25 protein-coding genes are annotated in these 19,963 nt (G+C 57.7%); 13 read left to right on the top strand and 12 right to left on the bottom strand.

Annotation, left to right across the window (positions count from 1 at the left end; all coding sequences use genetic code 11):
- Positions 1 to 213 precede the first annotated feature (213 nt).
- The 3 genes from AB4Z43_RS05095 to AB4Z43_RS05085 all read left to right on the top strand — a co-directional run bounded on the left by AB4Z43_RS05095 (position 214) and on the right by AB4Z43_RS05085 (position 1,709).
- A complete protein-coding gene (locus AB4Z43_RS05095) occupies positions 214 to 681 on the top strand; it encodes an Hsp20 family protein (protein ID WP_441937059.1) in 468 nt (155 codons plus the stop codon).
- Positions 682 to 760: 79 nt separating this feature from the next.
- A complete protein-coding gene (locus AB4Z43_RS05090; RefSeq protein WP_441936246.1) occupies positions 761 to 1,270 on the top strand; it encodes an Hsp20/alpha crystallin family protein in 510 nt (169 codons plus the stop codon).
- Between the two features lie 139 nt (positions 1,271 to 1,409).
- A complete protein-coding gene (locus AB4Z43_RS05085) occupies positions 1,410 to 1,709 on the top strand; it encodes a DUF982 domain-containing protein (RefSeq protein ID WP_064982199.1) in 300 nt (99 codons plus the stop codon).
- 491 nt (positions 1,710 to 2,200) lie between these two features.
- Here the strand turns inward: AB4Z43_RS05085 and AB4Z43_RS05080 are convergent, their stop codons facing one another.
- On the bottom strand, positions 2,201 to 2,422 hold the full coding sequence (locus tag AB4Z43_RS05080) for a hypothetical protein (RefSeq protein WP_019859955.1): 222 nt from the start codon (positions 2,420 to 2,422) through the stop codon (positions 2,201 to 2,203).
- 645 nt (positions 2,423 to 3,067) lie between these two features.
- Between AB4Z43_RS05080 and AB4Z43_RS05075 the strand changes: the two genes are divergently transcribed.
- A complete protein-coding gene (locus AB4Z43_RS05075) occupies positions 3,068 to 3,478 on the top strand; it encodes a hypothetical protein (RefSeq protein WP_019859953.1) in 411 nt (136 codons plus the stop codon).
- A 210-nt stretch (positions 3,479 to 3,688) separates the two neighbouring features.
- Here AB4Z43_RS05075 and AB4Z43_RS05070 read toward each other — a convergent pair whose 3' ends face one another.
- A complete protein-coding gene (locus tag AB4Z43_RS05070; protein WP_019859952.1) occupies positions 3,689 to 3,853 on the bottom strand; it encodes a hypothetical protein in 165 nt (54 codons plus the stop codon).
- Between the two features lie 112 nt (positions 3,854 to 3,965).
- On the opposite strand from AB4Z43_RS05070, the gene AB4Z43_RS05065 reads away from it, so the two are divergent.
- The 4 genes from AB4Z43_RS05065 (at position 3,966) to AB4Z43_RS05050 (ending at position 5,779) form a co-directional block, all read left to right on the top strand.
- The gene (locus AB4Z43_RS05065) at positions 3,966 to 4,190 is read left to right on the top strand and encodes a hypothetical protein (protein ID WP_441936243.1); all 225 of its coding nucleotides are present in this window, start codon (positions 3,966 to 3,968) and stop codon (positions 4,188 to 4,190) included.
- A gap of 221 nt (positions 4,191 to 4,411) precedes the next feature.
- Positions 4,412 to 5,188: a class I SAM-dependent DNA methyltransferase gene (locus tag AB4Z43_RS05060; RefSeq protein WP_064982196.1), complete on the top strand. Its 777-nt coding sequence runs from the start codon at positions 4,412 to 4,414 to the stop codon at positions 5,186 to 5,188.
- 69 nt (positions 5,189 to 5,257) lie between these two features.
- The gene (locus AB4Z43_RS05055; RefSeq protein ID WP_064982195.1) at positions 5,258 to 5,479 is read left to right on the top strand and encodes a DUF768 domain-containing protein; all 222 of its coding nucleotides are present in this window, start codon (positions 5,258 to 5,260) and stop codon (positions 5,477 to 5,479) included.
- 75 nt (positions 5,480 to 5,554) lie between these two features.
- Positions 5,555 to 5,779 (top strand): hypothetical protein, encoded by a 225-nt coding sequence (locus AB4Z43_RS05050; RefSeq protein WP_019859949.1) that lies wholly within the window; start codon positions 5,555 to 5,557, stop codon positions 5,777 to 5,779.
- Positions 5,780 to 6,411: 632 nt separating this feature from the next.
- Here the strand turns inward: AB4Z43_RS05050 and AB4Z43_RS05045 are convergent.
- Positions 6,412 to 6,603: a hypothetical protein gene (locus AB4Z43_RS05045; RefSeq protein ID WP_027047172.1), complete on the bottom strand. Its 192-nt coding sequence runs from the start codon at positions 6,601 to 6,603 to the stop codon at positions 6,412 to 6,414.
- A 526-nt stretch (positions 6,604 to 7,129) separates the two neighbouring features.
- Here AB4Z43_RS05045 and AB4Z43_RS05040 point away from each other — a divergent pair.
- The gene (locus AB4Z43_RS05040) at positions 7,130 to 7,411 is read left to right on the top strand and encodes a hypothetical protein (RefSeq protein ID WP_019859945.1); all 282 of its coding nucleotides are present in this window, start codon (positions 7,130 to 7,132) and stop codon (positions 7,409 to 7,411) included.
- A 1,042-nt stretch (positions 7,412 to 8,453) separates the two neighbouring features.
- Here AB4Z43_RS05040 and AB4Z43_RS05035 read toward each other — a convergent pair.
- The 4 genes from AB4Z43_RS05035 to AB4Z43_RS05020 form a co-directional block, all read right to left on the bottom strand.
- Positions 8,454 to 8,654 (bottom strand): hypothetical protein, encoded by a 201-nt coding sequence (locus tag AB4Z43_RS05035; protein WP_147377461.1) that lies wholly within the window; start codon positions 8,652 to 8,654, stop codon positions 8,454 to 8,456.
- Positions 8,655 to 9,030: 376 nt separating this feature from the next.
- Positions 9,031 to 9,246, bottom strand: a complete 216-nt coding sequence (locus AB4Z43_RS05030) for a hypothetical protein (RefSeq protein WP_064982228.1) — start codon at positions 9,244 to 9,246, stop codon at positions 9,031 to 9,033.
- 184 nt (positions 9,247 to 9,430) lie between these two features.
- Entirely contained in the window at positions 9,431 to 9,622 is a 192-nt protein-coding gene (locus AB4Z43_RS05025) for a hypothetical protein (RefSeq protein ID WP_244748429.1), read from the bottom strand.
- A 175-nt stretch (positions 9,623 to 9,797) separates the two neighbouring features.
- Entirely contained in the window at positions 9,798 to 9,902 is a 105-nt protein-coding gene (locus AB4Z43_RS05020; RefSeq protein ID WP_244748379.1) for an SOS response-associated peptidase family protein, read from the bottom strand.
- A gap of 144 nt (positions 9,903 to 10,046) precedes the next feature.
- Here AB4Z43_RS05020 and AB4Z43_RS05015 point away from each other — a divergent pair, with 144 nt between their 5' ends.
- Complete coding sequence (locus tag AB4Z43_RS05015; RefSeq protein WP_020628965.1) at positions 10,047 to 10,178, top strand: hypothetical protein; 132 nt, start codon at positions 10,047 to 10,049, stop codon at positions 10,176 to 10,178.
- Positions 10,179 to 10,205: 27 nt separating this feature from the next.
- Here AB4Z43_RS05015 and AB4Z43_RS05010 read toward each other — a convergent pair whose 3' ends face one another.
- Both AB4Z43_RS05010 and AB4Z43_RS05005 read right to left on the bottom strand, forming a co-directional pair.
- Positions 10,206 to 11,222 (bottom strand): ATP-dependent DNA ligase, encoded by a 1,017-nt coding sequence (locus AB4Z43_RS05010; protein ID WP_441936238.1) that lies wholly within the window; start codon positions 11,220 to 11,222, stop codon positions 10,206 to 10,208.
- A 126-nt stretch (positions 11,223 to 11,348) separates the two neighbouring features.
- Positions 11,349 to 11,981, bottom strand: a complete 633-nt coding sequence (locus AB4Z43_RS05005) for an outer-membrane lipoprotein carrier protein LolA (protein ID WP_441936236.1) — start codon at positions 11,979 to 11,981, stop codon at positions 11,349 to 11,351.
- A 350-nt stretch (positions 11,982 to 12,331) separates the two neighbouring features.
- Between AB4Z43_RS05005 and AB4Z43_RS05000 the strand changes: the two genes are divergently transcribed.
- Together AB4Z43_RS05000 and AB4Z43_RS04995 are read left to right on the top strand one after the other, a co-directional pair.
- Positions 12,332 to 12,619 carry a hypothetical protein gene (locus AB4Z43_RS05000; RefSeq protein ID WP_032920686.1) on the top strand — a complete coding sequence of 96 codons (288 nt, stop codon included), beginning with the start codon at positions 12,332 to 12,334 and terminating at the stop codon, positions 12,617 to 12,619.
- Positions 12,620 to 13,029: 410 nt separating this feature from the next.
- Positions 13,030 to 13,206 (top strand): hypothetical protein, encoded by a 177-nt coding sequence (locus tag AB4Z43_RS04995; RefSeq protein WP_171903309.1) that lies wholly within the window; start codon positions 13,030 to 13,032, stop codon positions 13,204 to 13,206.
- Here AB4Z43_RS04995 and AB4Z43_RS04990 read toward each other — a convergent pair.
- The 3 genes from AB4Z43_RS04990 to AB4Z43_RS04980 all read right to left on the bottom strand — a co-directional run bounded on the left by AB4Z43_RS04990 (position 13,201) and on the right by AB4Z43_RS04980 (position 19,072).
- On the bottom strand, positions 13,201 to 17,361 hold the full coding sequence (locus tag AB4Z43_RS04990) for a GAF domain-containing protein (protein ID WP_441936233.1): 4,161 nt from the start codon (positions 17,359 to 17,361) through the stop codon (positions 13,201 to 13,203). The genes AB4Z43_RS04995 and AB4Z43_RS04990 overlap by 6 nt on opposite strands.
- A 110-nt stretch (positions 17,362 to 17,471) precedes the next feature.
- Positions 17,472 to 18,533 carry a YihY/virulence factor BrkB family protein gene (locus tag AB4Z43_RS04985; protein ID WP_019859932.1) on the bottom strand — a complete coding sequence of 354 codons (1,062 nt, stop codon included), beginning with the start codon at positions 18,531 to 18,533 and terminating at the stop codon, positions 17,472 to 17,474.
- 356 nt (positions 18,534 to 18,889) lie between these two features.
- Positions 18,890 to 19,072: a hypothetical protein gene (locus AB4Z43_RS04980; protein ID WP_010915337.1), complete on the bottom strand. Its 183-nt coding sequence runs from the start codon at positions 19,070 to 19,072 to the stop codon at positions 18,890 to 18,892.
- A 663-nt stretch (positions 19,073 to 19,735) separates the two neighbouring features.
- Between AB4Z43_RS04980 and AB4Z43_RS04975 the strand changes: the two genes are divergently transcribed.
- Complete coding sequence (locus AB4Z43_RS04975; RefSeq protein ID WP_317452354.1) at positions 19,736 to 19,948, top strand: hypothetical protein; 213 nt, start codon at positions 19,736 to 19,738, stop codon at positions 19,946 to 19,948.
- The last annotated feature ends 15 nt before the right edge of the window (positions 19,949 to 19,963 follow it).

Here is a 19,963-nt window from a genome sequence, read left to right as displayed (position 1 = left end):
ATACCAGCGAAGCAGATGGGTATTCGATGGAGCGCTTGCCACCAGCCATTTCGAAGGCGGTCGCGAAACTGCCTTGGCGGTCCCTCTTGACGCAGCGGAAGTCAATTCCCAACTCATTCCTCGTCGGTCGCCGCACAAGGGGCCGATGTGTCAGGGAGCGCCATGCTTCTTGGCGTTCCCTCGTACCTATGTTGCTCCAAGGAGGATGTAGTTATGAGAACGAACCTGGACTTTTCCCCCTTCTATCGGTCGAGCATCGGCTTTGACCGCATCTTCAACCTGCTCGAAAACGCCAGCCCGCCACAGAACGCGGACAACTGGCCGCCCTATGATATCGGCAAGCTCGGCGAAGACACCTACCGCATTGTCCTCGCGGTCGCCGGCTTCGGGGAAGATGAGCTTACGATCACGCAGGAGCCAAATATGCTCGTGATCGAGGGCGCCAAGACAGAGGACGACGAGGTTCAGTACCTCCATCATGGCTTGGCGTTGAGGTCGTTCGCGCGCCGCTTCGAACTAGCCGATCATGTGACCATTGTCGGGGCAAAGCTCGAAAACGGTCTGCTGATCATCGACCTCAAGAAAGAAATTCCCGAGGAGATGAAGCCGCGCCGCATCGCGATCAATGTCGAGACCGACAAGAAGGCGGCGTCCAAGCGCATTGAAAGCGCGGCGGCCTGATCTTTGGCGGTCGGCCCGCACCCCGTCCTGTCGTGGGTGGGGTCCGGGTGCGACCCAACACGGAAAGGAGAAGGATCAAATGAGCGTACGTGACTTGATTCCCTGGAGCCGTGGCGGCAGCCAGGCACCGAGCATTTATCGCGGTGACGACATGGATCCGTTCCTGTCGTTGCACCGCAATGTCAACCGGCTATTCGACGAGGTGTTCCGCGGTTTTGACACGCCTTCGGCGCTGGGCCCCATGGCCCCTCTCAACGGCACTTGGCCAAGCGTGGAGTTCTCGGAAACCGATCAGGAAATCCGGGTGACGGCCGAAATCCCTGGCCTCGATGAAAACGACGTCGAGGTCATGCTGGATGATGGTGTTCTGACACTTCGCGGCGAGAAGAAGGCGGAGACCGAGGACAAGGACCGCCAGTTCAGCGAACGCTATTATGGGCGTTTTGAGCGGCGCTTTAGTCTCGGCCGTGAGGTTGAAGACGACAAGGTGGCGGCGACGTTCAAGAACGGTGTGCTCACCGTGACATTGCCCAAGTCCAAAAAGGCGCAGGCAAACACCAAGCGCATCGCAATCAACGGCAACAAATGACGGTCGCGAAGCAAGGCCGGGGCTCGATGAGCCCCGGTCCTCGCAGATGGCGAGGAACGTCAAATGACGTCCAACAGCCTCAAATGAAGGAGCCGTCATGGGATGCTGAATCAACCTTGCAACCCCAGGGAGTTAACAAATGACCAGTCTGGCTTTCCTTGCCCCCGTGCAGGTTAAGACCGCTGACGTGATACACGACATCGGATCGGTGCGGGAGGCGCTCGTATACTTGAATCAATGGCCGACGGCCCGTCGGGGGCCGGTATACAACTGCGCGGTGAGGAGCTGCAACGCCGCAATCGCCGAGCAGATGACAACCGAAGAGGCGCGACAGGCATTTGTCAGCTTTGCCAGGATAGCCGGGGTGCTGGCCAGATCCGATTTTTCGCCACTGGCCGGGGCTGATCAAAAGCTGTCCGTTTCTGGGCGCAGTCTCTGACCTTCTGTTCAGGACTTTTCTAGGGCGCGTATAGGCCAGTGAAATTAGACTGGACGAGGTCGATAACGGAATCACACGGAACGATACGGGAAGATTTCTGATTTTGGCCCACGAAAAAGCCAATAAAATCAATGATCTTAATATGTCCTCCGAGCCCACCAATTCTATCCTAAATCTATAACCGTCCCGGTCTAACCGGGGCGGTTTTTGTGTTTCAAAGGACCACCGCCTGGGTGTAATTTAGTCTGGGGAACCTGGATTCGACCAGGACTAAGAAGTCAGAGTGTTTTGATATTCTTTGATTTTAAACGCTAATCAGCCAATCCGTTGCGTATCTGTTGCATGAAATGCGTCGTACAGGCTGCACTAGGCGGCAATCAATCGGCTTTCGATGGCTTTCATGGAAGCGCCATCGGCGGACTTCCGGCAACCATCAGGGATGCGATTCCAAGCTTATAGTGTTTGAAGGAGACGCCCTACCGGTGTTCGTCCTATTGCTTAGTCACCTTGCCATCCTCGCCGGGCTCTAAACTCGGCCCAGAACGGGGAACCCGCGTTTCTTCGGCGATCACCACAAGCGCCTCCAATGTGACTGCGATTCCAGACATCAGCGCGGAAATATCCGTGTTCCCACCGGGCAACGCTAGTTCGCTAGCCCTGCTTTGCATGCTCGCACTCAAGTCCTTGAGTTTCAGCCGCAGGTCGTCGTCCATGTTTACTCTCCGGTTTAGGCCCTCAGAGGAACGCGCTTATGAGCAACCAGTTCCGTTGATTTGTGGCGTTGTGAGCTGTTCAAACCCGCGTATTTCCAGCGGTGGCACTTGAGCCTGAAACAGGTCAACCAAGTGAGCCCGAGGATGCCCCTGACCCCTGCGCGGAACAAATTTCGCCCATACAAGTTAGGAGGTGGTAGTTACGGGGGATTCCGCGATGCTTCTTGCCTTGGACGACGCGAGATCGACGGCTGTATTGGCCGGCAAAGGAGCAGATGCGGAAATCTTCGGCGTGATCGATCTCACCAGTAAAAAGGAAACACGGATCGGCGGCATCAGCTTGGGGTGCGCTATCCAATTCGTCGCCAACGCGTCCGTGCTTGGCTACGATGTTCGCAGTGCAATGGTCCTGTACGGGGAACCTGGAACGCCTAGCTTGAGGGTATGGGACTGCGAACATCTATGGACGCAATATGGTGGCGCTCTGCTCCAGCCATCCGAGCCAGGGAAGGGGCTTGGACAGGCCTAGGCGCGGTTGCGCAACAGCACGCACCGCCGGATTGGCGTTGTTTTTGATTGCATTGCTATTTTAGTAGCCCCTTAATATCGCGCGTTGATTTTCAGCGCTTTTTGGGGAGAAGTGTCATGCCTAAGGTTTCGAATCTCTTTTTTAAAACGGCCGTTGTGTGGCTTATCCTGGGGATCGGCGCCGGCTTGCAGATGGCAATCTCCGGCGACCACGGTTCCTTCCCGGCCCATGCTCACATCAATCTGCTCGGATGGGTCACCAGCGCTATATTCGGTGGGTACTACGCGCTCAACCCGGCTAAGGCGGAGCGGAAAATCGCAATGATCCACTACGGTCTCTATAACGTTGGACTGGTGATCATGCTGCCTGCGCTGTATCTGATGCTGCATGGAGGGTATTCAGCGCTTGAGCCGGTCGTCGCTGCCGGCTCGCTGATGGTGGCTACTGCTGTGCTGATATTTGCCTTTGTGGTTTTCTCCAGCACGAGCGTGCGATCGGTGTCGGGGCTATCTCCAGCCACCCGCTGAGGTCGCCAGAAGCGGCTTGAGCGACGATGCTACCCTTTGGCAACCAACCCTTCGCTGCCCGTTGACCTATGATGGGTTGATCCGTAGCCAGCTGTTGGCCCGCCCTCGGTTCCCATTGCGGGCGGGCTCTTTCTTTGCCCTGTGATCGGCGGTACCCGGCTTGTTACTTTTTCCGAGAAAACTCGAGAATCGTCGCAACGGTTTCGGGGTCTAGAGGCTCGTGCCCTCTTCATGCCAGAAGACTTGGCGTAAGTCGCGCTGATCGACCTTCTGGCCGCAGTTCGGGCAGTTGTAGAAATGGCCCTCTTCGCGGATGAGGACGCCACCGTGCAGCTGGCCGGGAATGAGTGGCACAAGGTCTGATAGCTTCGTCATGGCCGATCGAACCTCGTGTCGCAATAAAAGTTCCGGAATCATTTTAGCATATGCTAATTGAATCGCGGCTTTTACGAGTCAGTGCATACGTCTGAAGTTCATACCGCCGTTGATGCCGACCCTCGACGAATACGAGCTGCTCGGCGTCGAGCGTGAGGCCGGCAAGCCGGCATTTGCCCTGATGGCCGATCGCAAGACCGGCCGCTATGTCGGCTCGGCTTTCATCAACTCCAGCCGCGCCATCCGGGAGCGGCTGTGGAAACGTGTCCAGGAGTACGCAGGGCCGGCGCCAAAGGCCATGAAGCGGCCAGCGACGCAGTGGGTTAAGCCGGGTTGATCGGCCGTGTGAAGCATCTGCGGGGGGAAGACGACCTCCGCCACGCCTCGCTGCAGGACTTTCGGGAGGAATGAGCACGCGAGGTAGCAATGATCCACCATCCATAGTCGGAATTCTGCTCCCTTTCCTTACATCTTTGTAAGGTCTGCGTCATGTGAACGGATGACGATCGATCAGGACGAGTGAAATCTATTAGCAAGCCCAAAACGGAGGTTGTTGTGATGGGCGGTTCTCATGGTGATGTATTGACCGAGCGGTCACTCGAGGGGAGCGCTTATACCGATTACCGATCGAGCCATCAGAAGCCAGGCTACGGCACCGATTACGCCGAAACCTTCCGTTCCGGCTACTATGCTGCCTTGTGGTCGCGGATCGAACGCCCCCTGGTGGAAGGCATTCTCAGCCCTCTTGGCGGGCCGGTTCGCAGCTGCCTCGACTTCGCGTGCGGCACGGGCCGCGTCGCAGCTGTTGCAGGTCCATTGTTCGGTGAGGTCGTTGGCGTTGACGTCTCTCAATCCATGCTTGCTTGCGCGCGGGTCCCGGGCAACGTCAAGCTGGTGAAAGCCGATCTGACGGTTGCCCCCCTTTCGAGAAGATTCGACGTGGTTACAGCTTTTCGATTCTTCTTGAACGCTGAAGACACTCTTAAGCGGGACGCACTGTCGGCAATTCATGAGCATTTGAACGACGGTGGGTTGCTGGTTTCGAACATCCACATGAACGCAACCTCGCCGATGGGGCTGGTCTACCGCTTTCTCAACCGATTTCAGGGGCGCGTGGTTCGCAGTACGTTGAGCATCCACGCATATCGCCAAATGCTCGTTTCCAACGGGTTTGTCGTCGAACGGGTCATCGGTTATGGGTTTTTGCCGCGACCCGGGTGGCTGTTGCCGACGCTTTGCGAAATGTTGGTCGGGCCTGTTGAGACGATATGCAGGAGAGCTGGCGTCCCAGCACGCTTTGCTCAGAATTTCTTAGTGGTCGCCAGAAAACGATAGTGAAGCGCGCCAGGAAGATCATCGAAATCGACTAACGGAACCGAAGACCGCTCGCGAGCTTAATTCTCGATGAGCTCGCGCGGAATCAACTTCCTAGATCAATGGCTGGCCAACAACGTCCCTGAGACGACCAAGGCCGACGTCATCTCGGTCGACGAACTGACCAATAAGCTGATCGCCGACGCTAAGGCGCTCGGCATCAAGCGGGCAGAGATCGACGAAGAGGTCGACAGCCTCTACCGCACTATCCTCGACGCGATTGTGCATTACGACCCCGGCCTGACGGACTAGCCCTTGTCAGAGAGCTCGATCAGAGGAATATAATCCTCCCGTTGCGGCGACCCTTCATTCAAACGGAGATCGCCAATGGCCAGAACCAAACCTTCCAAGCAGTTATCCCAAGCTGAAATCGAAAGCTTCCTGGTAGCAGCGGAAGCGCTGCACAAGAGCATCGTGAAGCCGCTCATCTCACCTACATGCGATCACTACCGCGCAACGCGAACCCTGCATGAGGTGCTGTTGAAGACGGTGCGAGAAGTGACTGGGAAAGAAGTCGAGTTTGTCCGCTGGTTTGGGGGCGGCTCGGCCTAAGCGTTTTAGCGCCGCCCACTTGAATCAGAATACATCAGTTTTGGCTAAAATACGGAACGTCCAACGAATGTTACCGGAACCAAAGTGGTAACGTCAGACCTTCGCTGGGCAAGGAGCAAGACCTTAGTCTTGCCCATAGATCACCGCTCTTCTGGGGATAGAGGAAAAAGCCCGGCGCGGGGGGCGCAACCGGGCTTTTCCTTCGGTGCACGACAGTGGCGCCTACGATCTTGGCGCCGACGGTCAAATATTAAATTAGAAAGTCTGAATAAGCCGTCGCAGGTTGAACCCTCGCACGGCACACATACCCTCGAATATTGGCGAATGAGGCGCGCTATCGTCTCCGGGAACATTAGCTGTCTCTGAAAGTTGATCAGCGCGGCAGGTGGGGTGCCCTCAATCGCCTTCTTGCCGAAGATCGGTATCCGATCGGCCCGCGCTCTCTCCGCCAGAGGAGTGCGGGCTTTCGACGTTACGGGGCAGCGATGGTCGACAAGCCTGCAACGACAAGACAAGCCGCAACGTTCGATACGGCGAAGGAGATCGGCGACAAGGTGCGGGTCCAGGAGATCACGTCGAAGCCCAGGGCAGTGCTAGGCTAAGCGGTGGTAAGATCTTCCGGCGGCGTGAAATCACCGTTGTCTTAGGTGGCGTTCGAACATCGCCAGCTTGTATTCGTAGCCAATGCGCACCTTCGCCTTGCAGCCGTCGCATTTGAAACTGCCGATCGTTGTTACCCACGAACCCATTTTTTTCGTCGAGTGTGAACAGGCCGGACATTGAAACTCTATCGCCACGTCGCGCAGTTCATTGGACAGGGGCATCGCATCTCTCCGATTGACGAACCGCCGCCCATTTTACGGCAGCGGCAGACGGCCAAGGATCGCGGGACTTGCTGAAGTGTTGGAACGCCGCCCGCTCTGGCAACCTTTAGCGAGGTCTAATGTTCCAGCGCCTCGGAACCAAAGCCGCAACACCAGACCTTGTTAACTGCTTCTCTATGACAACCATGCCATTTTGCCTTCTTAGCGAGTTTCCACCCCAGCAACGCGCCGCGCTTCAACGACCCCACATTTGGCGAGGGCACTCGATCCGACCTGCTCGCTCGTTCTGGCTTCTAAGGCAGGCCCGGCCGGCCGATTTCACGATCAAGCTTCGTCCCGCTGGCGTGAACTCAGCGTGATTTTGACAGGGGACACCTAAAGGCGGCTGTCTGCGGCGACCAACCGGCAAGCGTTGGCGCGATTAGTAATTGCCAATTCGTAAGGGCGCAGCCGGGAACCGGTTCGGGCAAATGGACGTTTCTTTTATAGGTCACGTCTTGTTGAATCGTGACAGGAGGATACTCAGATGAACATCAAGATGCTCACAGTGGGCGCGATTGCGCTTTCCATGATGACCGGTTCGGCTCTTGCCGCTGGCAACACATCTGCACTCGACGATCCGGCAAAGATGTCGCCGTTCTTCACCGATGCCGGCATGAAAACATTGAAGACGGAAAAGGATTTCAAGACCGCATGGGCGGCCATGAAACCCGATGAACAGAAAGCGGTGTTGAAAGATTGCGGCGATACCACGCTCAACAAGTCGCACGCAGATTTCTGCGCCATGGCAAAGAAGATGGGCGGCTGAATCTAGCCGGACGTCGAAGGCGGGCCCAAGGTCCGCCTTCGAGCAATAGCAGAGGAAGCGCTGCACAAGAGCATCATGAAGCCGCTGATATCGCCTACATGTGATCACTACCGGGCAACGCGTGTTCTGCATGAGACTCTGTTGAAGACGGTGCGAGAAGTGACCGGCAAGGAAGTCGAGTTCATTCACTGGTTTGGAGGCGGTTCGGCCTAAGGTATCACCGGCGACGATCCTCCGTTCATCCGATGGAATGGGAACAGGACCTGGCGCGGCCGCCTGCGGCGTAGGTCAACAGGCTTAATTGCGGGATGGCTTACGTAGGGGTAAGTCAATTACGCGGGGAGGAACCCGAGCCCCCACCGCAATGGCCGGTGCGGTGTCCGTCGTGCCCCAACGCCCCCACCGCACCGGCCATTCCCCAACGTTGGCTACAGCCGATCGGAGACAGGAAGCCCGAGGCGTCGTCGTTGGCCTTCGGCGTACGCCAGGGCGAACGAATCCAATTCGAATGATCGGGTCAGTTCTTCGTCGCCATCGACCACACGGACGAACCACTGCCGGAGGCTTCGATCAGCAGGAATCAACCAGAGAAACATCTCAACGAACCAGCGGTTTATCGTTTTCTCAGGTGGCGCTCAAAAATCGCCAGCTTGTCTTCGTAGCCAATCCTCACCTTCGTCTCGCAGCTTTCGCATTTGAAGCTGCCGACCGTTCTCAGCCAGGATCCCTTTCTCACCGTCGGATATGAACAGACCGGACAGTGAAACTCGATCGCTACATCGCGCAGTTCATCGGACAAGGGCATGGCACTTCGTCTCTTCCACTCGGGCAAAACCGGTGCTCAAAACGAATGGAGGAGCCGATGGGTTTCATCGGAATCAGAATTTTCGTACAAGCACTCGCACCAGCCAAGTAGATCGGCGACAGGTGCGGGTCGAGGAGATCAAGCCGACGCCGAAGAAGCGTTGACGGTGCGCGATGGAACATTCGGCGCCGCGTATGGTTTCTGATGCGGCCGAGGCCACCCGCGTCGGCAAGAGCTTCAATCGCCGCCCAGCCTTGAAGGGGCACTTTTGCCGAACTTAGGGTTTTGGTCGCTTGGTACGCCATTGAACGCCGAGCCGGGGCTTTCTTCCGTCTGACTGTTCCATTGCGTTTTTGGCAGTTCGATGAACAATTCAAAGACAGACCATCCCACCGCCATAACAAAAACGGTAGCCGCGATGATTGGAAGGATGCCCATCCGTGGGGGTTTCTCTTCTGAACCATCGGGGGTTATCGAAATCACACTCTGGTCCTGCCACCAACCAACGGATGCCGTGTTAATCCAGCACGCGTCGAAATGTTCCAGGGGGTAAGCTAAAGGCTCCCTTTCGGATGCGCTTGACGATTTCAGGCAACTTTTTGGAGGGCGGGCTCGTAAAGCAATTTAGTCGCCCTGTTATGTCCCTCATGCCGGGGCGGCTGGCTCGCTGAGATTTCGTTGGGGTTATTCTCGGCGAGCCTACATCTCGCATTTTTCGATGATGCCTGCTTCACCGTCGGGAAGCTTGTGGCCCGGCTCCTTCCTAAGCCTCACCCCAGCACCACCGCCATTCATCGGAATCCCGATTAGGACCCTAAAATGGCCTGCCGGCGCGCATCATGGCCCGAGCGATTGCGAGCTGTGTTTCCGTCCTCGCGTTCTCTTTCTGAGTCATATTGTCCGCTGCGATCAGCCGCTTCAGTGACCGCAGCATGCAATCAACGATGGCCTGGAAGCCGGGCTCCATCGCCTCCTGGCAGTCGATGACTCGGTCTGGATAATCGTTCGCTTCTCTTGGTCGACTGATCATCTCACCCCCCGCCAAATAGCTGTCGCCGTGTTCGCGATGTTCGAAACAGACCAATGTGATGGTTGTCGGCTTTGCAAATCCGAACGGCGCGCGCTTCCCGCACACGTCAAACTCGCAGACATGATTTTCGATCCGTCCACTTTGCCGCGCCGCCGTCATGCCTTCGGCAAGCTTGATGGGTCGCTCATAGCGGATTGATCGGTCCGACCAGGGCAGGGTGATCATTCGGCTGCCTGTTTATGACGGTCGAATTGACGTCGCGCCCAACTCGGTTGAACTGCAACTGGCCGTCGATGTCGTGGCTGAGGATATCTTTCAGATATTCCTTCGGCGTCCCCGGGTCGAGCCATGCGTCGTAATAGGCCTGGTCGAGGATTGCCGGCTGCCGGTCGTGGGTTTTTCATTCGGCTCGCCGGCCGGCTGGGGATGATTGTGCAGCTGGCGACATCGAGATTAGTGTTATACGCCCAGAGCCCGACGAACGAAAAAGGCGCGTAGTCCGGCAGGTAGATGTGCCAAGGATCTTTCTTGCCGCCGGCCAACGAGATCGTTCATTCGTAGAAGCCATCGGCAGGGATCAGGCAGCGTTTCGACTTGAAGGCCGCAGCGGTATCGATGCCTTCAATCCTGGCGTTGAACATGGCCGCCTTAGGCATCTCCTTTGCCCAGAACAGAACAAGCCACCAGCGGCCCTCGCACACGCTATGGCTGCCGTTTTCGGCGGCGGTGACCTCGACTCAAACGATTGGAACATTAGCGATCCTTAAGGGTTGTCTCGGAGAACCCTTTTGGTGGAACCCATGGCCGAGCTGACATTCGCTTTCGTTTATTATTTAGGGCTGACGGGCAGCGATATGGTCGGCGCTGCCGTGTCATTAGCCGCGGGCCTGCTTGTCTATAACGCCATGCGCGAAGATCAGCCACATCGATAGCGCACCTGGCGCACGAGTAGGCTTCGACTATTCTATCTGCCCAAACGTACATTGGCTTGGCTCCTTGTCCGGGCGCCAGCGCAAAAGCTTCGTTAGATGCCGGAAGCGGTTGCCGGTGACCTGGTCGAAGCGAACCTCCACGACCAGCTCCGGTCTGACCGGCTCCCATTCGCCACTACGCTCGGTGCTCCAGCGGCTCGGGCCGCCCGGCGCCTTGCCGGTGAAGCCGGATCCGCCAAGCAGATGTCCCAGCCTTTGCGTCAGCACCGCACGCTCGTCATTGGCGATGGTTGATGTGAAGCCGACATGGTCGAGCAGACCATCGCCATTGTATAGCCCGAGCAGCAGCGATCCAACCTGTCGTTTGCCCTTTTGATAGCGGAACCCACCCACTACGCAGTCGGCTGTGCGCAGGGGCTTTACCTTCACCATCGCACGTTCGCCCGGCTTGTAGGGATCGTTGAGCAGCTTGGCCACGACGCCGTCCGTGGCACCGCCGGTACCAGCACCCTTCAACCACTTGTCCGCCGTCGCCAGGCTCGTGGTGGCCGGCGAAAGCCGCAAGGTCTTGGTCTTTGCCTTGGCAACCAAGTCTTCAGCTTCTGCGCGCCGATCGTGCAATGGCAGTTCGACCAGCAGCCGACCTCCCGGGGCCACAAGCATGTCGAAGACGACCAGCTGCGCGGGAGTTTCTCGACTGAGCTTGCGGATGCGGCTCTCTGCGGGATGAAGCCGCATCTGCAGCGCGTCGAAAGAGGCACGGTCCTCGATCTCCACTATGATTTCACCGTCGATGACGAATTCGGTTGCCGCAAGCGCACTCAAGGCCGCCATCAGTTCTGGAAAATAGCGACCGAGCGGTTTGCCGGATTTTGCCCTGAGGTCGACAGCCTTGCCGCTCTTGAAGCCGATGCAGCGGAAGCCATCCCATTTCGGTTCGTACTGCCAGAGACCGTCTTCTCGCGGCAACGCCTCCGCCGTGCGTGCCTCCATAGGCTGCGTGTTCAAGGGTAAGGGAAACTCGACGTCAGATGCCGTTACCATTGCTCTTCCGTATTGCGATGGGGCAGGTTGCCGACGCCCGCTTTTCGTTCCATTGACTGGCTGTCGAGCGATTTCGGCGGGCCTCTCCTCGATCGACGTGGAGTGACAAGCGCAAAAGACTAGCAGCTATTTCGTTGTGGTGTTGAATTCACGATTTGCAGCGTAGTCGATCATGAAGGTGCCTGGAGGGGCACGAACGCCTTCCCTCACATTCGAGAGAGTGACTGTCGTGCTCTGTCCTCTTTCGTCGGTGATGCTCCATCTGCGCAGATCGAGTGATTTCCTATCGAAGACCATAGTGATGTTCGAGTTTCCGAAGGCCGACTTGTCGGCCAGCTTGATGGTAACTTGGGCGCCATCGTCTTTGATGCCTTTGAGGCGATTGCCAGAGAATTTGACCTTGTCGTCCAGTAGAAGCTTGAGCGGCGTCTTCGAAAGAGCATAGAGGCGCGATGTCTTCAGCTTTTTGTTATAGACTACGACGGATTGTCCATCTGCGATTAAGCTGATCCCTGATTGGCCGGTATAATTGAACCGAATCTTTCCCGGGCGTTGGAGAAAAAATCTACCGCTGGTCTTTTCACCTCTTGGGTCAGACTGGACGAAGTCCCCGGACATGGATTTTACGGATGAGAAGTGGTCGGCAATCGCCACCGCATCTACAGGCGCGGCCGAGACCGCAGGGGTAAGTTCGAAATTTATCGCGCTAGCGCTGACGACCACAAAGCAGAAAGCCAGCAATCTCCTGATCTTTTCCATTCACGTATCCAACTTCAAGCGGGTGCTTGATCGAAACAGATGGGGCTCCAGCGCAAATCTGGTCTTGCCGATTGCGATACAATGCCCGGCTTCGCTGGCGTGCCGAAGACAGCTGGATGGCTCTCGGACCGCTCCGCCAGCAACCGCCGCCTATTGAGCCGCCGCCCTGCTGCGCACCCAAGCTCCCGGCGAAGAACATGGTGACCAGCGCCATGGAGTCGGTTTCGTGCTGCTTTCGCGGCCGCTCCACTCACTAAATCGTACGTGCGTGATGCCCGGCTCTCCAGTTTGAGAGCCGGGCCAAAAGGCTTCGGTCAATATCCGTTGTTGTCCTCCTGCTGAATGACAACGTGGCGGTGACGATGGTGCGATCTATCCATCGGCCCTCGGATAATGACGGCGTCGGAGCGGTGATGACGGCGGCCGTGGTCGTAGAATGCAATATCCCCATGGCGGCGGTGATGGAGACGATGTCCTTCACGGTAGACAACCACGCGGTCATTGTTCCAGTGATGGTGTCGGTGATGTCGATGAGTCTGGACTACGATCGCGTCGGCCGAGGCCACGGACGGTACGAGAAGGCACAGTGCCAAAGCACCAAGTATGACGGCTTTCATTTAAGATCCTCAACTAATTAAGACGGCCCTTCGCCAGCTTAACATTGTGCGATCGCTTTGGTTCCGACATGAAAAGCGTGCGCAGGCTGTTCTTGCCGAACTTTGGATGCTCATGATGGAGAGCCAAAACGCGGAGGCCTCTTAACAAGCTGACTTATGAACAGCAGCGTCGAAAGTCCGTCTGCGGTAACTGTGCCGAGACAAAGATTCCTGTCGATTCCCCCACCGAAGCGAGGGCAATCAGTTTGGATCACCGTTTCAGCAGAAATCGTTGGAGAGCCGCCACGTAGACCGGCCTTTTATATCCGAGTCACACACGCAATTCCGGCCACTCAAATATTGCAACATTAGGCACTCGGCGTCGGGGGTGCCGCGGAGGCGTTCGTGCCAGATCACTGGTTGATGGAAACGAGGACTGCCTTGCAGAGATCTTGAAGGGCCCGTGGCAAGACATCAAAGCTGTTGTGCAAACATTCCAGAAGCTGGCTCAGCTTCCAGGCTTCCTCGGTCACGATCCGGCACTGTTCGGGCAATGGGAGATCGCCGGCGGCCATGGAAGCGCCGAGCGCGTCAAGCTTCGAGATCTGCTCGGCTGGTGGGCACTATGAAGGATCGTCGAGAATCGTCCTCACCTTTTCGGCAAGGTCTTCAAGGCTGAAAGGCTTAGGCAAAAGCTGCGTTCCAGGATCGAGGATTCCGTTGTGAACGATGGCGTTGCGCGTGTAGCCCGTGGTGTAGAGAACCTTGAGCTTGGGATTGCCCCTGCGCAAGATATCCACCAACTGACGTCCGGACATCTCCGGCATAACCACGTCGGTGAAGAGCAGGGACAATTGCTGTCCAGCTTCAATCATCTTGATCGCTTCGTTAGGACCACTGGCTTCGACGACCGTATAGCCAAGTTCGCGCAATGCTTCGGCCGATACTGCGCGGACGCGATCCTCGTCTTCAACCACCATGACGATTTCGCTTGGCACGCCGCCATCTATCGACCTTGATTTGAGCTCGGGAGAATCCTGCTCGGTGCCGCCATAATGCCGTGGCAGATAGATCTTGATCGTCGTGCCAACGCCGGGCTCGGAGTATATTCTTACGTTGCCGCCCGATTGCCGGACAAAACCGTAAACCTGGCTCAGGCCAAGCCCGGTGCCCTTGCCAACGCCCTTGGTCGTGTAGAAGGGATCGAAGGCCTTGGCGAGGACGTCCGTGGTCATACCCGTGCCGGTATCGGTAACTGCAATCAGCACGAATTGTCCGGCCGCAATGGCGGACTCACGAGCGTATCGCTCATCGACATAGGCGTTCGACGTCTCGATGGTCAGCTTACCGCCGTTGGGCATGGCGTCGCGTGCGTTGACCGACAGGTTGAGCAGGGCACTTTCAAGCTGACTGGGATCGGCCTTGACCTGCCAGAGGCCGGCTCCGAACGCCGTCTCGACCTTGATCGTTTCCCCAAGTGTGCGCATCAACAGCTCGGTCATTCCGCCGACCAGGCGGTTGGCGTTGATAGGCTCCGGCTTGAGCGGTTGTTGTCGTGAGAAGGCCAGCAGCCGCTGGGTGAGGGCGGCGGCGCGGTGGGCCCCATCCATGGCGCCTTCGACAAACCGACCGACGTCTGTCTCACCTTTGGACAATTTGCGCTGAAGCAGATTGAGCCCACCGATGATGACGGCAAGCATGTTGTTGAAGTCGTGCGCAATGCCACCTGTCAACTGACCGACCGCATCCATCTTTTGAACCTGCCGCAGCTGTTCCTCTGCCTTCGAACGTTCCGCCACTTCGTCGATGACGCGTTGTTCCAGCGTGGAGTTGAGCGTCTGCAGTGCGGCCTCGGCACGCCGCCTTTCAGACAGCTCGCGTTCGGCTGACTGGAAGAGGCGGGCATTGTCGATCGCGGTTGCGGCATGGCCGGCGATGCCCAGAAGGGCACTTTCGTGTTCAGGACCAAACTTGCCGGTCTCCGCGTGTCCGAAGAACAAACCGCCTAGAACTTCGCCGGAGTTCGACACGACTGGCACGGCCAGATAGGAGCGAACCGGGAGATGGCCTTCCGGCATGCCCTTGTGCGGCGCATTCTTGCCGTACCGCCGATCCTTGAGGATATCGTCCGACCGAACGACGCCTTTCCCGAGGAAAGTCGGTTCGAACACCGCGGTCGCACGTGGCATGGGGTAATTCTGGAAGGCCGAGCGCGGAGCGCCTGACAGGGCATAGAGCATGTAGCTGCCGCCCTGAGCGTCGAGCACGTTGTAGAAGAAAGCCCCAAACTGGGCTCCGGAAAGCTCGACGCCGGCATCGGTGGTGATTTGCACGATCTTGTCGAGATCGAGTTCCGCAGCGACCGCCGCGCCGGTATCGTTCATGATCTTGAGGTGGCGCTCTGCTTTTTTGCGATCCGAAATGTCGATAACCGTGCCGATAAATCGAACGGCCTTGCTGGCTTCGAAAATGGCATGGCCGCTCGCCGCCACCCAACGCTCTATCCTGTCCTCCAGGCCAATTGTTCGGTACTCGATGTTAAATCCTTCAAGACTGTCTGGAGCGATTGCTCGCCGGACCGCCTCATCTGCCCGGATACGGTCATCTGGATGGAGGCCGGCGATGAAGGAGCCCTCATAGGTAACCTCATCGTCCGACGTAATGCCGAACAACGCCCGGCATTGTGCGTCCCACCGCAAATGGTCAGCGACCGGGTCGTAATCCCAGATGCCGATTGCGGCCGCCTGGGTAGCCAGGCTCAAGCGTTCCGCGGTCTCGGCAGCGCTCTGATCCGACCTCACCCTTTCTATATGCGCCCACGACCGCTCCGTTACCTCTGTGAGAAGTGCAAGCTCATTCTGAGTCCAGACCCGCGGAGCGCTGTCGTGGATCGCCATCAGCGCGGTCAGGCGCCCCTCCTTGACAAGGGGCATGCAGATGGTGGCGGCGATGCCGATGTCCTGGAACGTCGCAGCTTCTTCGAGCGGCAACTCGACGTGATTGTCGTTGACGATCAGAGGCAGGCCCTGATGGAGCTTGCCCACGGCGAGCTGGCCAAAATCCCGAAGACTGTAGTAGCCGACGATGCTCGAAGACCCTTGCCGGTGCCAGTCTCCCCGGATCGTGAAGTGGTCCTGGTCAGGCTCCATATCGGCATAGGCACAGATTGCGACGCCGAGATACTCGCCAAGCATCCTAGTCGTGATCTCGAGCACCGCGTCCGCGTCCGAACTTTTCGAGGTTTCTTTCCCCAGTGCGTCGAGGAAGCGCAAGCGAGCTTCATTCTGTCGCAACTCCGCCTGCGCGCGCCGTCGTTCGACTGCGGTACGCGTTCGCTCCGCCATCTCGCGAACGAATTCGATCTCTTCTGTCGACCAGGATCTAGGCCTGTTGTGATTGAGGTAGAGCAGGGCCACAAAGCCAGCCCGTTCGGTGACCGGCATGTTGATCAGGGATTGAGCGCTGATCGCTTTCAGTGCCTCAGGGTTCTGGCTTGTCCGCGGATCTGTGTCAGCATCCTCAAGGACAACAGTGATGCCGCGCTTCAGGTCATCGATATACGTGCCGTAGTCGCGGAAATGCAGCACCCCGGCCAAACTCTTGATCCCCGGGGCGTTCCAGTCGCGTTCGATGGAGATGGTCTCGTTCGCGAGATCGATCGTTCCATATCCGGCCCGGCTTACATCCAGTTCCCGCCCAATGATTTCGGCTGCGGCGTAGGCCAGGTCGTCAGGGTCTTCGACCAGCCGCACGAGGTCCCCAAGCTCAGCGAGCGCAGCACTCCGCTTTCTCGCACGAAATGTCTCGGTGACGTCAAACCCTTCGCAGAATATCCCTGTGATGAGGTTCCCGCCGTCGTAGAGGGGAGCGTAGATAAACGTCAGGTGGCGCGTCTCCTCGGGACTATCCGCCGAGCGGCGAAATCGGACCGGAAGGCCCTGCGCTTCAAACGTCGTACCGCTGCGGAAGACGTCGTCGAGGCGTTCAAAGAAACCTTGTCCCTCCAGGCTGGGAACGGCATCTCGAATGGGTCTCGAGAGCCAATCACCGCTGTTGAAAACCTGGCGATGGGCGTCATTCACGAATTCAACGACATGGTCGCGACCGCGCATGATAATGATGAAGCCTGGTGCTTGTTCGAACAGATGGATCTGACGTTCAGCAGCGAGGCGTTCGCGCTTTTCGGCCAGAAATCGATCCGTGGTTTCCGTGCAGACGCCAAACAGACCGCCGGTCGTCCCAGTCTCCGGCTGCGTTATGGGGTTGTAGGAGAACGCGAAATGGGTCTCTTCCGGCGCACCGTGCTTGTCGATTCGGATCTCAATGTCGTCCATATGTACAGATTGGCCCTGGTAAACCAGATCAAACATCGGGCCGATCGTCTCCCATGCCTCTGCCCAGACCTGTTGGCTGGGCAGCCCGAGAGCGGTCGGGTGCTTGCGGCCAAGGATAGGGATGAAGGCATCGTTGTAGAGCCAGATGCGGTCCTGGCCCCAGACGACAAACATAGGTTGTGCAGAGCCTAGAATGAGATCGACGAGTGTCTCCAGCTCTGTGGGCCATGAAGAGACCGGCCCGATAGATGTAGCGCCCCAACCAAACGAACCGATACGCTCAGCCATTTCTCCGGCGCTGCGAAACGCGGCGCTCGCCCTGTCCTTGCTGGATGGTCCCAAGATGTCCCCCGAAATATCGAACCGGACAAAACGGCGGAACTCGGTTTTGGTTGCACGGCAAGGGGTAGGGCAGCGGGCGCCGCATGAAAGCAGACGCGGTATCGACATCGCTGTTCAATTTTTCCTTGAAAGCACGTTGTCTCAGGTGACCCCAGCAGACCAGGCGCTGACAGGACCCGAACACGCATTCTCGCTGACAGTGCGTGTTCGCTAGATAGTCAGTCTGCGGTTTTGCCCAAAGTGTCCGCTACCACGGCACCCCGCTTGCCCATGGGCAGTGGAGGGCCGGTGGTCGAGTCCACCGCTGTCTGGTGCTCCATCTCGGCATTGATGGCTGCGCCAGCAATGAGGATGATGACGGAAATCCACGTCCACATCATCAAACCGACAACAGCGCCGAGCGACCCGTAGGTGGCGTTGTAGTTGGCAAAATGCTGCAGATAGAACGAGAACAGCCACGACGCTGCGATCCATGCTGCGGTCGCAATCAAGGCGCCCCAACTCAGCCAGCGCCACTTGGCGCGTTCGCGGCTCGGTCCGAAGCGATAAAGCAGGGATATTCCGGTCAGCATCGCGGCGACCAGTATCGGCCACCGGGATACTGCGACAAGCGTCTCTGTCCACGCATCAAGATAGAAATAGCGCAAAAGTGCGGGAACGACGCCCACGGTCAGGAGCAGCACGATGCCGATAAGCAACGCTCCGACGGTGAACAGGATCGACATCAGGTTGAGCGTGATGAAGCTGCGTTTCTCCCGTTCCTCATAGGCGATGTTCATCGCATCAAAGAGGGCCTTCATGCCGCTGTTGGAACTCCACAGTGCGATACCAAGGCCGATGAAGAAGCCTATGCCAAGAGCACCGGGCTTCTGCATGGCCAAGGCTTGCAGCTGACCTCGAATGAGGTCCAGCCCCCCTGACGGAAGCAATCCGCCGAGATATGCGACATGGTCCGCAACCGTAACCGGGTCCGCGACAAAGCCATAAATTGAAATGAACGCAGCCAAAGCCGGGAAGAGCGCCAGCAGCAAGTAGAACGTGGCACCGGCCGCGACGAGCAGAACCCGGTCCTTGTTGAATTCCTCCCACAGGCGCCAGAAAATATCCTTCCAGCCTAGGGCTGGTATCTGGGATGGCCACGCCGCGTCGCGCCCGCGATCGCCATCCTCTGATCTCAGAGCCGCCTTGCTCTGTTCAGTTGTTGATGCAGCGCGACTTGCGGCTTCTCCGTCGATCAACGACGCATTATTGCCGGGTGCTGTCCTCACTTTGCGCCACATTCGGCCAGAACTCGATGGCGAGCGACCAGTGGGCTGCCACGACCCGGGCCTGGGTTGCGGTCGAGCGCTTCCACCAATTCGCCTCCTAATGCCCTGACTCATGTCCTCAACGTCGTGAGCGGCAAAGCTGTTCCCGCTACGCCTCAAAGAGCGACCACGTCGTCGGGCTGCAGAATGATTTTCGGCAGGCGCGCATCTTTTTCAGACAAATCGACGTTCGAACAAGTGCCCATCAGAGGATAAAAAGTTGAAAGCGTTGAGTGAAGCCGATCTCACATCGAGGCGGCGCTCGAGGAAGCTACCGATCAGATCGTCAACCGAACGGCTCACTTTTTCGGCGCGTGAAACATCCGCGGTCAGTTGGCGGACTTCTTCTTGGCCGCCGCTGGATTTTGACCGGTCGCCGCCGACGTCTTGGCGTCCTTGGAATGAGCCGCGATAGCTGGGCCGGCGCCGGTTGCCTTGCGCATGTCTCCACTCGATTTGTCGGCTGGCGCCTTGCGACCCAGGCCGGAGAAGAATCTGCTGAAAAAGCCCATGTCATACTCCTGTTCGCGCCCTGAGACGCCGATGCGTTGATTGTTCGGATGAGCCTGGCGAACAATTGACCGAGGCTTCTACAACGCGATGAACCCGTTAAGCCGCATCTGCTGCGACGTTGACCGCCGACTCCGCGAGCTTGGTAAGCGCGACGTGCGTCCTCTTCTCCTGGTTTGTTGCCTTCTCAATCAAGGCACAGGAGGAACTTCACGCTTGCCGACTGGTTCCGGCATGAAAGCCAAAAAGCGACGTCAGGATGTTGAAGCGGCCCATCCAACCGACGCGCCTTTCGGACAGCTAGGTTGACGGGAAGTCAAAGGCAGGCAGGAATGACTGTGAGTTATGAACTAGGATCACATACGAGCGGTGCGTGAGTTGCTCTCCAGGGGAGCGGTCCATAGGAGGGAGGAGCTTTGAGGCAACCGATCCTGGTTTCGGCATCCTGAAGCGTAAATTGGTTTGGTGATCTGCGAGGGTCATGTCGGCTCATGCTGCGACTGGGCGCAATCCCAATTTGCCCGTGCGTCGACCGAGCTTCGGGCTATCGTCGCGTGGGATCCACAATGCAACACTGGCGGACCAGCGGGCGAATGTTCTGGTGAAACACTTGCGTGGCGAACAGGTTTTGCGGCACGCTTCCTTGCAGGGTTATTGGGAGGAGAATGATGCCAATTCGGAGAAAGGCGACTGAGGCTGGTATTTTTGATCCGGCCGAAATGGCTCTGCTGGGCCGGGTGTTCGAGCAGTTGAAGCTCGAAAATCAATCACCCGACGAGCGTGACGCAATCGCCTCCAGAATTATAGGCAACTACATGGCAGGCGTCGTCGATGAGGATGAGCTGGTTTCGCTATCCAGGCGACCGTTGGGCCGTTAGAGGAAACGCGGAACT

This window comes from Mesorhizobium sp. 2RAF45 (genome assembly GCF_052115225.1).
Lineage (GTDB): Bacteria > Pseudomonadota > Alphaproteobacteria > Rhizobiales > Rhizobiaceae > Mesorhizobium > Mesorhizobium jarvisii.
This window is presented reverse-complemented; position numbering and strand designations above follow the sequence as displayed.

What these genes read in the sequence shown, in the direction of transcription:
- AB4Z43_RS05095 (WP_441937059.1), top strand. Translation starts at nt 214, where the DNA reads ATGAGAACGAACCTGGACTTTTCCCCCTTCTATCGGTCGAGCATCGGC.
- AB4Z43_RS05090 (WP_441936246.1), top strand. Translation starts at nt 761, where the DNA reads ATGAGCGTACGTGACTTGATTCCCTGGAGCCGTGGCGGCAGCCAGGCA.
- AB4Z43_RS05085 (WP_064982199.1), top strand. Translation starts at nt 1,410, where the DNA reads ATGACCAGTCTGGCTTTCCTTGCCCCCGTGCAGGTTAAGACCGCTGAC.
- AB4Z43_RS05080 (WP_019859955.1), bottom strand. Translation starts at nt 2,422, where the DNA reads ATGGACGACGACCTGCGGCTGAAACTCAAGGACTTGAGTGCGAGCATG.
- AB4Z43_RS05075 (WP_019859953.1), top strand. Translation starts at nt 3,068, where the DNA reads ATGCCTAAGGTTTCGAATCTCTTTTTTAAAACGGCCGTTGTGTGGCTT.
- AB4Z43_RS05070 (WP_019859952.1), bottom strand. Translation starts at nt 3,853, where the DNA reads ATGACGAAGCTATCAGACCTTGTGCCACTCATTCCCGGCCAGCTGCAC.
- AB4Z43_RS05065 (WP_441936243.1), top strand. Translation starts at nt 3,966, where the DNA reads ATGCCGACCCTCGACGAATACGAGCTGCTCGGCGTCGAGCGTGAGGCC.
- AB4Z43_RS05060 (WP_064982196.1), top strand. Translation starts at nt 4,412, where the DNA reads ATGGGCGGTTCTCATGGTGATGTATTGACCGAGCGGTCACTCGAGGGG.
- AB4Z43_RS05055 (WP_064982195.1), top strand. Translation starts at nt 5,258, where the DNA reads ATGAGCTCGCGCGGAATCAACTTCCTAGATCAATGGCTGGCCAACAAC.
- AB4Z43_RS05050 (WP_019859949.1), top strand. Translation starts at nt 5,555, where the DNA reads ATGGCCAGAACCAAACCTTCCAAGCAGTTATCCCAAGCTGAAATCGAA.
- AB4Z43_RS05045 (WP_027047172.1), bottom strand. Translation starts at nt 6,603, where the DNA reads ATGCCCCTGTCCAATGAACTGCGCGACGTGGCGATAGAGTTTCAATGT.
- AB4Z43_RS05040 (WP_019859945.1), top strand. Translation starts at nt 7,130, where the DNA reads ATGAACATCAAGATGCTCACAGTGGGCGCGATTGCGCTTTCCATGATG.
- AB4Z43_RS05035 (WP_147377461.1), bottom strand. Translation starts at nt 8,654, where the DNA reads ATGGGCATCCTTCCAATCATCGCGGCTACCGTTTTTGTTATGGCGGTG.
- AB4Z43_RS05030 (WP_064982228.1), bottom strand. Translation starts at nt 9,246, where the DNA reads ATGATCAGTCGACCAAGAGAAGCGAACGATTATCCAGACCGAGTCATC.
- AB4Z43_RS05020 (WP_244748379.1), bottom strand. Translation starts at nt 9,902, where the DNA reads ATGCCTAAGGCGGCCATGTTCAACGCCAGGATTGAAGGCATCGATACC.
- AB4Z43_RS05015 (WP_020628965.1), top strand. Translation starts at nt 10,047, where the DNA reads ATGGCCGAGCTGACATTCGCTTTCGTTTATTATTTAGGGCTGACGGGC.
- AB4Z43_RS05010 (WP_441936238.1), bottom strand. Translation starts at nt 11,222, where the DNA reads ATGGTAACGGCATCTGACGTCGAGTTTCCCTTACCCTTGAACACGCAG.
- AB4Z43_RS05005 (WP_441936236.1), bottom strand. Translation starts at nt 11,981, where the DNA reads ATGGAAAAGATCAGGAGATTGCTGGCTTTCTGCTTTGTGGTCGTCAGC.
- AB4Z43_RS04990 (WP_441936233.1), bottom strand. Translation starts at nt 17,361, where the DNA reads ATGTCGATACCGCGTCTGCTTTCATGCGGCGCCCGCTGCCCTACCCCT.
- AB4Z43_RS04985 (WP_019859932.1), bottom strand. Translation starts at nt 18,533, where the DNA reads ATGTGGCGCAAAGTGAGGACAGCACCCGGCAATAATGCGTCGTTGATC.
- AB4Z43_RS04980 (WP_010915337.1), bottom strand. Translation starts at nt 19,072, where the DNA reads ATGGGCTTTTTCAGCAGATTCTTCTCCGGCCTGGGTCGCAAGGCGCCA.
- AB4Z43_RS04975 (WP_317452354.1), top strand. Translation starts at nt 19,736, where the DNA reads ATGATGCCAATTCGGAGAAAGGCGACTGAGGCTGGTATTTTTGATCCG.